Annotated in this window: 13 protein-coding genes; 4 read left to right on the top strand and 9 right to left on the bottom strand. The window is 73.4% G+C overall.

What is annotated here, in order from left to right; all coding sequences use genetic code 11:
* Complete coding sequence (locus NOSIN_RS08445; RefSeq protein ID WP_171986571.1) at positions 1 to 381, top strand: DUF742 domain-containing protein; 381 nt, start codon at positions 1 to 3, stop codon at positions 379 to 381.
* Between the two features lie 43 nt (positions 382 to 424).
* The gene (locus NOSIN_RS08440) at positions 425 to 1,000 is read left to right on the top strand and encodes a GTP-binding protein (RefSeq protein ID WP_170293589.1); all 576 of its coding nucleotides are present in this window, start codon (positions 425 to 427) and stop codon (positions 998 to 1,000) included.
* A 72-nt stretch (positions 1,001 to 1,072) separates the two neighbouring features.
* Here NOSIN_RS08440 and NOSIN_RS08435 read toward each other — a convergent pair whose 3' ends face one another.
* From NOSIN_RS08435 to NOSIN_RS08405, 7 genes are all read right to left on the bottom strand, one after another.
* Complete coding sequence (locus NOSIN_RS08435) at positions 1,073 to 1,888, bottom strand: ABC transporter ATP-binding protein (RefSeq protein ID WP_077690198.1); 816 nt, start codon at positions 1,886 to 1,888, stop codon at positions 1,073 to 1,075.
* A gap of 19 nt (positions 1,889 to 1,907) precedes the next feature.
* Positions 1,908 to 3,005: a FecCD family ABC transporter permease gene (locus NOSIN_RS08430; protein WP_077690197.1), complete on the bottom strand. Its 1,098-nt coding sequence runs from the start codon at positions 3,003 to 3,005 to the stop codon at positions 1,908 to 1,910.
* Complete coding sequence (locus tag NOSIN_RS08425; protein ID WP_077690196.1) at positions 3,002 to 4,036, bottom strand: FecCD family ABC transporter permease; 1,035 nt, start codon at positions 4,034 to 4,036, stop codon at positions 3,002 to 3,004. The genes NOSIN_RS08430 and NOSIN_RS08425 overlap by 4 nt, the downstream gene beginning before the upstream one ends.
* Positions 4,037 to 4,292: 256 nt before the next feature.
* The gene (locus NOSIN_RS08420; RefSeq protein ID WP_170293583.1) at positions 4,293 to 5,162 is read right to left on the bottom strand and encodes an amidase family protein; all 870 of its coding nucleotides are present in this window, start codon (positions 5,160 to 5,162) and stop codon (positions 4,293 to 4,295) included.
* 88 nt (positions 5,163 to 5,250) lie between these two features.
* Positions 5,251 to 6,018, bottom strand: a complete 768-nt coding sequence (locus NOSIN_RS08415; protein ID WP_077690194.1) for a sulfite exporter TauE/SafE family protein — start codon at positions 6,016 to 6,018, stop codon at positions 5,251 to 5,253.
* Between the two features lie 357 nt (positions 6,019 to 6,375).
* Positions 6,376 to 7,008 carry an alpha/beta hydrolase gene (locus tag NOSIN_RS08410; RefSeq protein ID WP_077690193.1) on the bottom strand — a complete coding sequence of 211 codons (633 nt, stop codon included), beginning with the start codon at positions 7,006 to 7,008 and terminating at the stop codon, positions 6,376 to 6,378.
* A complete protein-coding gene (locus NOSIN_RS08405; RefSeq protein ID WP_077690192.1) occupies positions 7,005 to 7,955 on the bottom strand; it encodes a ring-cleaving dioxygenase in 951 nt (316 codons plus the stop codon). Before NOSIN_RS08405 ends, NOSIN_RS08410 begins: the two co-directional genes overlap by 4 nt.
* Before the next feature lie 254 nt (positions 7,956 to 8,209).
* Between NOSIN_RS08405 and NOSIN_RS08400 the strand changes: the two genes are divergently transcribed.
* Positions 8,210 to 8,806, top strand: a complete 597-nt coding sequence (locus NOSIN_RS08400) for a class I SAM-dependent methyltransferase (RefSeq protein WP_077693490.1) — start codon at positions 8,210 to 8,212, stop codon at positions 8,804 to 8,806.
* 15 nt (positions 8,807 to 8,821) lie between these two features.
* Here NOSIN_RS08400 and NOSIN_RS08395 read toward each other — a convergent pair whose 3' ends face one another.
* Entirely contained in the window at positions 8,822 to 10,165 is a 1,344-nt protein-coding gene (locus NOSIN_RS08395) for an MFS transporter (RefSeq protein ID WP_077690191.1), read from the bottom strand.
* 69 nt (positions 10,166 to 10,234) lie between these two features.
* Here NOSIN_RS08395 and NOSIN_RS08390 point away from each other — a divergent pair, with 69 nt between their 5' ends.
* Entirely contained in the window at positions 10,235 to 11,206 is a 972-nt protein-coding gene (locus NOSIN_RS08390; protein ID WP_077690190.1) for a LysR family transcriptional regulator, read from the top strand.
* Positions 11,207 to 11,360: 154 nt separating this feature from the next.
* Here NOSIN_RS08390 and NOSIN_RS08385 read toward each other — a convergent pair whose 3' ends face one another.
* Entirely contained in the window at positions 11,361 to 12,818 is a 1,458-nt protein-coding gene (locus NOSIN_RS08385) for a benzaldehyde dehydrogenase (protein ID WP_077690189.1), read from the bottom strand.
* Positions 12,819 to 12,848 lie beyond the last annotated feature (30 nt).

Genomic DNA, 12,848 nt, shown 5'->3' with positions numbered 1-12,848 from the left:
GTGGAGGCGGTGCCGCCCGGGCGGGACCCCGGGCAGGAGTGGCCCTTCGAGTCGAGCCTGATCAGGCCCTACTCGCTGACGGGTGGGCGTACGCGCCCCTCACGCTCGGACTTCTCGATGACGTCGCAGGTCGTGGCGGTTCCGTCGGTGTCACGGGAGCAGGTCGACCCGGAGGTGGAGCTGATCCTGTCGCTGTGCGCGCGGCCGGTGTCGGTGGTCGAGGTGGCCTCGCGGTCGGGCTTCCCGTTGGGTGTGGTGAGGATCCTGCTGGCCGACCTACTGGACCAGGGGTACGTGATGGTGCATACCTCGAACTGGGAACGGCGGCGTCCGGACGCCGGGACGCTGCGTTCGGTGCTGGAGCGCATCCAGCAGCTGTGAGGTGGAAGTGGTGTGACGTGGAGTGGATGGGACGTTGGTCGTGATGGGCGCCGAGGGCGCGGGACCGGTTCCCGACACCTTGAAGATCGTGATCGCGGGAGGCTTCGGGGCGGGTAAGACCACCCTGGTCTCGGCCGTGAGCGAAGTGGAGTCGTTGCACACCGAGGAGGTGATGACCTCCGAGAGCGTGGGTGTGGACGACCTGGACGGTGTGGAGGGCAAGGCCACCACGACGGTGGCGCTGGACTTCGGACGGATCACGCTGGACGGGTCCACGGTGGTGTACCTGTTCGGCACACCGGGCCAGCGGCGGTTCTCGTTCATGTGGGAGGAGCTGGCCGAGGGGGCGCTGGGTGCGGTGGTACTGGCCGACACCCGCCGTCTGACGGACTCCTTCGACGTGATCGACTTCTTCGAGTCGCGCGGGGTGCCGTTCGTGGTGGCGGTGAACTGCTTCGACGGGCAGCGCACGCACCGGGCCGACGACGTGCGCGTGGCCCTGGACGTGGAGGACCGGGTGCCGCTGCTGTTGTGCGACGCACGGGACCGGGACTCGGTCAAGGAGGTGTTGACGGAACTGGTGTCGTTGGTGCTGCGGCTGGAGCTGTCGGGCGCCTGAGGGCGCGGGGCGGGGACCGGTACGTGCGCGGGTGGGCCCGGCGGAGTGCGCCGGGCCCACCCGCGCGCGGTGTCAGCGCGCGGCGGCGCGGCGGTCCACGGGCACGATCATCGGGGTGTGGGTCTCGGGGTCGTCGATGATGCGCACCGGCAGGCCGAAGACCTCCTCCACCAGCTCGGCGGTGACGACGGTGGCCGGATCGCCCTCGGCGACGATGGCGCCCTCCTTCATCACGATGAGGTGGGTGGCGTAGCGGCAGGCGTGGTTGAGGTCGTGCAGGACGGCCACCAGGGTGTGGCCGCGCTCGGCGTGCAGCTCGGCGCACAGGTCGAGCATGTCCATCTGGTGGGCGATGTCGAGGTAGGTGGTGGGCTCGTCCAGCAGCAGCAGGGGCGTCTGCTGGGCCAGGACCATGGCCAGCCACACGCGCTGGCGCTGGCCGCCGGAGAGCTCGTCCACCGACCGTTCGGACAGGTCGGCGATCCCGGTGGCCTCCATGGCCTCGGCGACCACGGCCTCGTCCTGCTTGGACCACTGGCGCAGGAACCCCTGGTGGGGGAAGCGGCCGCGGGCGACCAGGTCGGCCACGCCGATGCCGTCGGGGGCGATGGAGGACTGCGGGAGCAGGCCCAGGCGGCGGGCGACCTCCTTGGCGGGGTAGGAGCCGATGACCCGCCCGTCCAGGTGCACGTGGCCCCGCGCGGGTCTGAGGGTACGGGAGAGCGCCCGCAGCAGGGTGGACTTGCCGCAGGCGTTGGGTCCCACGATCACCGTGAAGGAGTTGTCGGGGACGGTGACGGCCAGGTCCTGGGAGATGACGCGCTGATCGTAGGCCAGGGTGAGGTCTCGTCCGTGGAGGCGGGAGGCGGCGTCGGCTGGGGTGGTCATGGTTCTTCCTCGGTCTCGCTCAGGCACGTCCGCCGCGCCATTCGGTGTACAGCAGCCAGATCAGGTAACTGCCGCCGATGACGGCGGTGACCACGCCGGCGGGCAGTTGGACGGGGGCCAGGGCGCGCTGGGCGACCAGGTCGGCGACCACGAGCAGGGCTGCGCCCATCAGGGCGGAGCCGACCAGGGTGGTGCCGCCGGTACGTGTCAGGCGCCGGGCCAGCTGGGGTGCGGCCAGGGCGATGAAGCCGATGGGGCCCGCGACGGCGATGGCGGCACCGGTCAGGGCGCTGGCCACGGCCAGCACGGTGAGCTGGGTGGCCTGGGTGGACACGCCCAGTCCGCGCGCGGTGTCCTCGCCCAGTTCCATGAAGCGCAGCCGCTTTCCCTGGGCGAGCAGGACCGGACCCAGCAGGGCCAGGCAGACCCACACGGCGGCGACCTCGCCCCAGCCGCGGCCGTTGAGGCTGCCGATCATCCAGATCTGGGCGCCCATGGCGTCGGTGAGCTCGGCGCGGGTCAGGAGGTAGTCGCGCACCGAGCCGAGCATGGCCGACACGCCGATACCGACCAGGACCAGGCGGTAGCCCTGGACGCCGTTCTTCATGGCCAGCAGGTAGACGACGGCGGCGGTGAGCAGCCCTCCGGCGATGGCGCCCAGGGAGACGGCGACGCGTCCGGCGCCGAAGACCAGGATGACGGTGACGGCCCCGGTGGCGGCGCCGGAGGTGAAGCCGATGATGTCGGGGCTGCCCAGGGCGTTGCGCGACAGGCTCTGGAAGACGGCTCCGGCGATGCCCAGGGCGGCGCCCACACCGATCGCGGTCAGGGCGCGGGGCAGGCGCACGCCCTGGACGAAGAACACGTCGAGGCGCTCGCCGTAGCCGGCGATGGCGCCGGGCACGGCCCGCAGGGGAATCGCGTAGTCGCCGACGGAGACCGACACGACCAGCACCAGGGCGCTCAGGAGTGTCAGGGCGAGGCAGACCACGAGGGTGCGCGGGCGCACGAGCAGGGACAGGCGTTCGCCGAACAGGCGCAGGGCGAAGGAGCCGCGGGGTGTGGTGCGCCCTCCCGAGGTCCCGGGTCGGCGCGGTGGGGCCAGGGTGTCACTCAAAGCTGGGCCATCCTTCTGCTGCGGACCAGGGCGATGAACAGGGGCGCACCGACGAAGGCGGTGACGATGCCCACCTCCAGTTCGGAGCTGGGCAGGACGACGCGGCCGAGGATGTCGGCCGCGGTGAGCAGGACGGCGCCCAGGACCGCGGCGTAGGGCAGCAGCCAGCGCTGGTCGGGGCCGGTGATCACACGTGCGGCGTGCGGGACGACCAGGCCCACGAACCAGATGGGTCCGGCGGCCGCGGTGGCGGCGCCGCACAGCAGGATGACCGCCACGGCGGTGGCGGCGCGGATGAGGGGGATGTTGGCGCCCAGGGTGGCGGCCAGGTCGTCGCCCAGGGCGACGGCGTTGAGGGAGGGGCCCAGGCACAGTGTGAGGACGACGCCCGTGACGAGGAAGGGGGCGACCTGCCAGAGGACGTCGATGTCGCGGCCGGTCAGGGAGCCGACCTGCCAGAAGCGGATGCGGTCGAAGACGAACTCGTTGAGGACGAAGGCGCCGTGGATCAGGCCCTGGAGGACGACGGTCAGGGCGGTTCCGGCCAGGGCCAGGCGGACGGGGGTGGCGCTGGCGCGACCGCGCGAGCCCAGGGCGTAGACGGCGACGGCGGCCAGTGCGGCGCCGACGAAGGCGGGCCAGACGTAGGCGGCTCCCCCGGCGCCGAAGGCGATGACGGCGATGACCACGGCCGCGGCGGCCCCGGAGTTGACGCCCAGGATGCCGGGTTCTGCCAGGGGGTTGCGGGTCAGGGCCTGCATGAGGGCCCCGGCCAGGCCCAGTGCGGCGCCGACGAAGACGCCGATGACGGTGCGGGGCACGCGCAGGCTGCGGATGACGTCGTGGTCGTAGGAGCCGTCGTAGGCGGTCAGGGAGGCCCAGACGTCGGCGACGGGGATGGGTTTGGTACCGACGGTGACGCTGAGCAGGGCGCAGACGGCGAGGGCGCCCAGGGCCGTGAGGAGCCCGATGGGGCGGATGACGCGCCTGGTGGGTGTGGGGCGCGTGAGGGTGGGCGCGCGCAGGGCCACGGCTTCCCCGTTCGTCGTTGCGTGGGCGGTGTGCGGGGCTGACCTGGTGGGGTGCAGTCCTGGTGGCGTCGGCGGGAGACCGTACGCCATCTGAGACAGGTTAGCCTTACCTACGCCCTGTTCGCACGGAAGGGTGCCTTTTGTGCCTGGTGGTCCCGCTCCCCCGGCAGGCCGCCCCGCACTGCTCGCACACGCGGTGGAGGACACCTGCCGTTCCGGACGCCGCCGCTCCCGCCCCCGCACCACGGCCAGACCCTCACACGTGCAGAGGAGGACACCTGCCCTCCCACGGAGCGGCCTGTTGGAGCTGGCTCCCCACCGCCAACAGCACGTCCTCACGCCCCGGAGCCGCCATGAGCTGGACACCGATGGGCAGCCCCTCCCGGCTCTGGGCCAGGGGCAGGCTCAGAGCCGGCAGACCCGCGACGTTGGCCGGAGCGCTGAAGGGCGCGTACTCCGCGGCCCGGTGGAACGCGGTGTCGCGGACGGTGCGGGTGAGGGCGAACTCGCCGACCATGCCGAATCCGGCCTCGCCCGTCAGCGGGCCGCAGGGGGTGCGGCCACGACTGGGCTTGAGGCCGACCAGGCCGCATGCGGAGGCGGGGACCCGCAGGGAGCCGCCTCCGTCGGAACCGTGGGCCAGGGGAACGGCACCGGCCGCCACGAGGGCCGCCGCTCCCCCGCTGGAGCCGCCCACACCGCGCTCGGGGCTCCAGGGATTGCGGGTGGTGCCGTAGCGCCGGGACTCGGTGGCGAGGCTCAGGGCCAGTTCCGGAACGGTGCTCTGTCCCAGGGCGGCCAGCCCCGCGGCGCGGAAACGGGTCATGAGGGCGTGGTCGGTGTGGGCGACGGCGCCGACCAGGGCACGGCTGCCCAGGCAGAACGGCGTTCCCCGGACGAAGGGACCGCTGTCCTTGACCACGAACGGGACCCCGCCCAGCGGGCCGTTCGGGGCATGGTCGGGGACCGGGTCGTACAGGGGGCCGGTGAGCGCGTTGAGGTCGGCGTGGGCGCGTTCCAGGGCACGGCGGGCGGTGTGTTCGACCTCGGCGGCCGTGACCTGGCCGGTATGGACGAGCTCGGCCAGCGCGACGGCGTCCAGACGGGTGTACTCGTGGATCTCCAACGCTCGCCCCCTCCTCGGCCGGCGCCGGATCCTACCGGTGCGCGCCCCGGCGGGCATGTGGTTTTCCGGACGCCCGGGCACCCGGCCCTCAGGTGAGGAAGTCCCAGCCCATGCGTGCCAGCAGGGCCATGACGACCACGAGCAGGACGGTGCGCACGAACCCCGAGCCGCGCCGCAGGGCCATGCGGGCGCCGATCTGGGCGCCGATGATGGTGCAGATGGCCAGTCCCAGGCCCAGCAGCCAGTCGATGTGCCCGGCCAGGCCGAAGACGACCAGGGCGCCGATGTTGGTGCACACGTTGACGATCTTGGCCGAGGCGGAGGCCGAGACGAAGTCCATGCCGATGACGGCGGTGAAGGCGACGATGAGGAAGACGCCGGTGCCGGGGCCGATGAGGCCGTCGTAGAAGCTCACGCCGAGTCCGGCCAGGGCGATGGCGGCCAGGACGCGGTTGCGGGTGCGCAGGCGCGGGTCGGTGGACGCGCCCATGGCGGGGCGGAAGTAGACCATGAGGGCCACTCCGGCCAGCACGACCATGATGACGGGTTTGAGGACGTCGGCGGTGAGCGCGGCGGCCATGGCGGCGCCCAGCCCCGAGCCCAGCAGTGCCAGGGCCGCTGTGGGCAGGACCACGCGCCGGTCGATCCTGACCTTGCGGGCGTAGGCGATGGCGGCGGAGGTGGTGCCGAAGACGGCGCCGAGCTTGTTGGTGCCCAGGAGGGTGGCCAGGGGTGTGGTGGGCGCGGCGACCAGCAGGGCGGGCAGCAGCAGGAGGCCGCCTCCGCCGACGACGGCGTCGACCCAGCCCGCGGCGACGCCGACGAGCAGGAGCAGGACGAGGACCTCGGGGTCCATCTACCGCACGCGTCCGGGGCAGGAGGTGATCATGGGTTCTTTCGTGGCGGGGGTGGGCGTGGTGGGGGCGGGGATGTCCGGGTGAGCTTATCGTTTGTCCGGATGTGTGTTCTTGTTCGGGATTGGTGAAGTGAACATAGAGAAGTGCCACCTTTACTACGTAGATTCGTACGTGGACCGACGCTGGAACCGCACGATGTGGGACTCCTCCCCCAACACCTCCGACGACCACGGCGTACACGCGGCCACCACCGGATCACGCCCCGGGCGCTCCCGAGCGAACACCCGAGCCCGGTGGTGGAAGGAGGGGCGGCGACGCCCGGGATCAGGGGACGCCGCCGCCGTCCGCGGTGCCGGTCAGAACCGGGAGCGCTCGAACCAGTCGCGGGCCTGGTCCAGCGCCTCGGGGGCCAGCCGGTGTCCCCCGGGGTGTTCGTGCTCCTCCACCCGCGCTCCCCTGTCCTCCAACTGGGAGGCCAGCAGCCGCGCCTGGTCGATGGTGGTGACGGGATCGTCCATCCCCGAGCTCAGGAACACCCGGATCCGGGACAGGTCCACCGCTTCGGGCTCGCGCCCCTGCAGCGGCGCCCCGGCCGCGAACAGGGCCGCGCCGCACAGCAGGCGGGGATGGAGCAGCAGCAGGGCCGCGCCGGTGTTGGCGCCGTTGGAGAAGCCGCTGACCACGATCCGGTCGGGGTCCAGGTCGTAGGTCCGGGTGGCGGCGGTGACGAAGTCGGCGAGTTCGGCGGTGCGCGCGATGAGGTCCTCGACGTCGAAGACGCCCTCGCGCACGCGGCGGAACCAGCGGTTCATGCCGTTCTCGGTGACCTTGCCGCGCGGTGAGAGCAGGGCCGCGCCGGGCGCCAGTGCCCGCCCCAGGGGCAGCAGGTCGTTCTCGTCGGCGCCGGTGCCGTGGAGCAGCAGCAGGGTGGGCGTCCCCGGCTCGGTGGCCGGGGTGAAGACGTGGGCGAAGTCGTCGGTGGTGGTCACTGGTCGATCTCCAGGACGGGCAGGCGGGCGGCGATCTGCTCGCGGCTGGGCTCCAGCCACGGCGGGAGTCTGAGGGAGCGGCCCAGCTCCAGCAGTGGTTCGTCGTAGTCGAAGCCGGGCCCGTCGGTGGCGATCTCCAGCAGGACCCCGCCGGGCTCGCGGAAGTAGATGGAGGTGAAGTAGCAGCGGTCGCGGATCTCGGTGACACCCACGCCGTCCTCCTCCAGCCTCTGGCGCCAGGCCGCCTGGACGGGCCCGTCGGGGGCGCGGTAGGCGACGTGGTGGACGGTCCCCGCGGCGACCAGACCGCGCTGCGCCTTGGGCCGGGCCAGGACGTCGACGATGGTGCCCACGCCCTGCCCGGAGTCGTTGGTGTGGAAGCGCAGCCGCCCGCCCTCCTCGCCGGCCAGACGGAAGCCCAGCTGCTCGCCCAGCATCTCCACGGTGCCCTCCACGTCCTGTTCGGTCAGGGTGATGGCGCGGATGCCGCGGACGGCGTGCTCGGTGGGCACCGCTCCCCCGTCCCAGGGGTCGGTGTCGTGGTGGTCGGCGCTGGCGGCGAGCTCGATGACCAGCCCGTCGGGGTCGCGCAGGGTGAGCACGTCCTCCTCGCCCCGCTCGGCGGGCCGGGTGGCCTCCACGTCCAGGGCCGCCAGGTGCTCGGCCCACCATCCCAGGGAGCCCTCGGGGACGGAGAAGGTCGTGGTGGTGGCCTGCCCGGCGCCGATGCGCCCCGGGGGCGCGTCGGGCCAGGGGAAGAAGGTCATGATGGTGCCGGGGTTGCCCGCCCGGTCGCCGTAGTAGAGGTGGTAGGTCTCGGGTGCGTCGAAGTTGACCGTGCGCTTGACCATGCGCATCCCCAACGCGTTGAGATAGAAGTCGGCGTTGGCCTGGGGATCGCTGGCGATCGCGGTCACATGGTGGATTCCCGCGGGACGCACGTCCATGTCCTCACCCTCCGTCGGGGTCGCCGGTGTACCTGTCGACCAATGTAGTTTAATTTTAAACTATCCCGCTCGTGTTGTCTTCTCCCACCCTTGTCCTGTGTACGCCGTGGAACAAGCAGGACCGCCCGTGTCGCACCGCCGCACCCGCGTTTTGCTGTTCTCGCAAAGAACTTTGTCGGCAGGCCACCGGCGTGGGCAGAGTGGCGTCGGAGGTGGTCACGATGACCCGACACAGTGGCCGACACGGCATGGTGATGGACGCACGGTTCTGGGACGAGAAGTACGGCAGCAGCGACCAGGTCTTCAGCGGCAACCCCAACGGGGTGCTCGTCACCGAGGTCACCGGCCTCGCGCCCGGGCAGGCGCTGGACGTGGGATGCGGTGAGGGCGCCGACGCGCTCTGGCTGGCCCGGCGCGGATGGCTGGTCACCGCGGTCGACATCTCACGGGTCGCCCTGCGGCGCGCCGCGTCCGCGGACACCGGCGGCCGTGTGGCGTGGGCCCGCGCCGACCTGACCACCACACCGCCACCGGCCGGCGCGTTCGACCTGGTGTCCGTCCAGTACCTCCCGCTCCCGCACGAGCCGGACCACGCGGCGCTGCGCGGCCTGCTGTCCGCCGTCGCCCCCGGCGGCACCCTGCTCATCGTCGGCCACGACCTCGCCGACCTGCCGCCAGGCCACGAGGGCGGCTTCGACCCGAGCGACTACTACCAGCCCGCCGACATCGCCGAGCTCCTGGACGAGGACTGGACCGTCCTGGTCAACGAGACCCGCCCGCGCACCGCTCCGGCGCCCGCGGGCACGCACCACACCCGCGACACCGTCCTGAGGGCACAGCGCGTGCGGTGACGTGGCCCGCCCTCGTCACTCTCCCGTGCCCCGCCCCGTCGCCGGCCCTTCCGGGGGGCCGGAGCGCCGCGGACCGGCCTCGACCCGCGGCAGGCGGCGCAGGCGCAGCCCCGCCAGCGCCGCACCCGCGCACAGGCCCAGCGCGAAGACCACCGCGCCGTCCCAGCCCACGGTGTCGTAGACCAGGCCGCCCAGCCAGCCGAACAGGCTGGAGCCCAGGTAGTAGGCCAGGGTGTAGACCGCCATGGCCTGGGCGCGCCCGGCCACCGCGCGGGCGCCCACCCAGGCCGAGGCGGTGGCGTGGGCGGAGAAGAAGGCGAAGGTCATCACCAGCAGGGCCGCCAGCAGCCCGGGCAGGGCCGTGCCGAACAGCCCGCCCAGGCCGGCGGCCATCAGCACGGTGGAGGTGGTGAGCACGGCGTAGCCGCCCCAGCGGGCGACGGCGTTCCCGGCCACGGCCGAGCCCAGCATCCCCGCGGTGTAGGACAGGAAGAGCAGGGAGGCGGCGGCCTGGGAGAGCCCGAAGGGCGGGGCCGTCAGGCGAAAGCCCAACAGGTTGTAGACCGTCATGAAGGCGCCCATGAGCAGCAGCGCCTGGGCGTACAGAGCGGGCAGGCCGCGCGTGGCCAGGGCGGCGCGCAGGCGTGCGCCCATGCCGGGTGCGGCTGGACCGGTAAAGGTGCCGTTCCCCGTGGCCGGTGCGCCGTGGGCCGTGGCCGGACCGGGCCCGGCCGTGGCGCCGCGGCGGTGCGGGCCGCAGGGCAGGACCAGGGCGAACACGGCCAGCGCGGCCAGGCCCAGAAGGGTGTTGGCGGCGATCCCCCACTGCCAGCCGCCCAGGTCGGTGGCGAACCCGGCCAGCAGGCGCCCGCCCATACCGCCCAGTGGGTTGCCCGCGATGTACAGGCCCGTGGCGCGCGGGGCGTCGGAGGGGTGGACCTCCTCGGCCAGGTAGGCGACGGCGGCCGCGGGCACCCCGCCCAGGGCGGCGCCCTGCAGGGCTCGCAGGCCCAGCAGCAGCCACAGCTCCCCGGCGAAGGGGGTCAGGCAGCCCAGCGCGGTCGCGGCCAGCAGGGAGACGGCGATGACCCGGGCACGGCCGAGGCGGTCGGCCACGCCGCTCCACACCAGGGTGAAGCCGGCCAGGCCGCCGGTGGCCAGGGAGATCGAGAGCGCGGCCTGGGAGGCCGAGGCGTCGAAGCCCTGGGAGATGGCGGGCAGGATCGGCTGGAGCGACCACAGTTGGGCGAAGGTCGCCACGGCGGCGGCCACCAGCGCCACGACCGTGCGCCGGTAGGCGCTGGTGCCCGCGCGGGGCCGGGTGTCGTGGTCGGGCGGTGAGTCGCTGCTCAGGGTCATGGTTCCACGCTAGGAACACCCTTTTCATACGTCCAATACATGGATCCACACTGGCTCATACTGAAATGCATGAAAGACGGAGAACACCCCGACGGCTCCGACGCGGACGCGCTGGCCCGGGTCCTGGCGCCCAGGCTGCGGATGGTGGCGGCGGTCGCCGCGACCGGGCACATCACCCGGGCCGCCGAGTCCCTGGGAATGCCCCAGCCCACCCTGAGCCGGGCGCTGACCCGGGTGCAGGAGGAGCTGGGCATGGCCCTGGTGGAGCGCAGCGGCCGCGGGGTGCGCCTGACCCGGGCCGGCCGGCTGCTGCTGCCGCACGCCGAGCGCGCGCTACAGGACCTGCGCCAGGGGATGACGGAGCTGACGGGCGCCGAGGAGGGGCGGGTGGCGTTGACCTTCCTGCCCACGCTGGGCGTGGAGGTGGTCCCGGCACTGCTGCGGGGTTTTCGGGCCGAGCACCCGGGGGTGCGGTTCTCCCTCGCCCAGGAGCCCTGGGCGCAGTCGCTGCGCAGGCTCTCGGCGGGCGGCGCCGACCTGGCGCTGACCTCGCCGCTGCCCTCGGGGCGGGGGCTGGCGGCGGCGACGCTGCACACGCAGATGCTGCGGCTGGTGGTGCCCGAGGAGCACCCGCTGGCGCGGGGAGGGGACCGGGCCCGGGAGCGGGGGGTGCCGGGCAGCGCCGCGGCGCACGAGGAGTTCATCCTGCTCAAGCCGGGGCGGGGCGTGCGCCACCTCACCGACCGGCTGAACGAGCGGGCCGGGTTCACGCCCCGGGTGGCCTTCGAGGCCGACGACATCGCGACCGCGCGCGGGCTGGTGGCGGCGGGCCTGGGGGTGTCGGTCCTTCCCGCACGGCCCAGGGGGGCGCTGAGCGGGACGGTGGAGCTGCCGCTGCGGGGCGTGGACGCCCGTCGGCCCATCGGGGTGGTCTGGCCCGAGGAGGGGTCGGGCGGGGGGTACGAGCCCCCGGCGGTGGCGCTGTTTCGCGACTACGTGCGGCGGGTGGGGCCCGGAGTCATCCCCGACATGACCGGGTGAGGCGGCCCGGGCGGAGTCCCTCCACGTGTTCGGCCGCCCCGTCCGCGCCCGAAGCCGGTCCGGATCCGGACACGGGCCGGGCCGCCGCCCCGGGGGCGGCGGCCCGCACCTGGCGCGGGCACCGCCGGGCATCGCGCCAGGGCGCCCGCGGCGCCTAGAACGGGTAGCGCGCCGGGTCGGCCTGCATGGTCACCCACTGGGTCTCGGTGAACGCCTCCAGGTTGGCGCGGGTACCGCCGAACCGCGAGCCCGTACCCGAGTCGCCCACCCCGCCGAAGGGGGCGACGGCCTCGTCGTCCACGGTCTGGTCGTTGATGTGCACGATGCCGCTGGGCACCCGGTCGGCGATCTCCATCCCCCGCATCGGGTTGTTGGTCAGCACGCCCAGGGACAGCCCGTACTCGGTGGAGTTGGCCAGCTCCACCAGCTCGTCGACCGAGGAGAAGCGCACCACCGGGGCCACGGGGCCGAACACCTCCTCGGCGTAGGCCGGGGTCTGGGCCCGGACCCGGTCCAGGACCGTGGGCCGGTAGAACAGTCCCTCGTAGGTGCCGCCCGCGCGCAGCTGCGCGCCCGAGTCCACACTTCCCGTGACCAGTTCATGGATCTTGTCGCGCTGCCCGGCGTCGATCACCGGACCCAGCGCGGCGCCCTCGACCTCGGTGCTGCCCACGGTCAGCGCGTCGGCCCTGGCGGCCAGCCGCTCCACGTACTCGTCGGCCACGGACTCGTGCACCAGGTGGCGGCCGGTGGTCATGCAGATCTGTCCCTGGTGCAGGAACGATCCCCACGCGCCGATCGAGGACGCCGAGGCCACGTCCACGTCGTCCAGGACCACCAGCGGAGAGTTCCCGCCCAGCTCCAGGTGGACGCGCTTGAGGTGGCGCCCGGCGGCCTCGCCGACCTTGCGGCCGGCCTGCGTGGAGCCGGTGAAGGAGATCACGCGCACGTGCGGGTCGGCGACCAGCGCCTCACCGGCCTCCGCCCCGCCCGGCAGCACCTGGAGGACGCCCTCGGGCACACCCGCCCGGCGGAACACCTCCGCCATGACCGCGCCGCCGCACACGGCCGTGCGCGGGTCCGGCTTGAGGATGACCGCGTTGCCCACGGCCAGCGCCGGGGCCACCGAGCGGATGCCCAGGATCAGGGGCACGTTGAACGGGGCGATCACCCCCACCACCCCGGCCGGCACCTGGCGGGAGAAGCTCAGCCTCGGCTTGCCGGTGCGCAGGATCTCGCCGTGCGGCTGGGAGGCCAGGGCCGCCGCCTCGAAGCACTCCCCCGCGGCCACGTGCACCTGGAAGCCCGCCATGCCGACCGCCGCCCCGCCCTCGCGGCGCAGCCAGCCCGTGATCTCCTCGGAGTGGGCCTCCAGCAGGTCCCCGGCACGGCGCAGCACGGCGGCGCGCTCCTCGAAGGAGGCCGCCGCCCACTCGCGCTGGGCCCGGGCGCCCCGGGCGCCGGCCTCGCGCACGTCCTCGGCGTCGGCGATGCCGGTGCGACCCAGGACGGTACCGGTGGAGGGCGAGACCACGGGGGCGTCGCCGCCCCTGGCCGGTGTCCAGGTTCCGGTGAAGACGGAGGAGGTGTAGTCCTCGGTGATCAGGGGCACGGTGTCTCCTTTGACGGATTCGACGCTTGG

This window comes from Nocardiopsis sinuspersici (genome assembly GCF_001998325.1).
Classification (GTDB): domain Bacteria; phylum Actinomycetota; class Actinomycetes; order Streptosporangiales; family Streptosporangiaceae; genus Nocardiopsis; species Nocardiopsis sinuspersici.
Note: the sequence above shows the minus strand (reverse complement) of the source record. Positions and strands in the feature narration are given on the sequence as shown.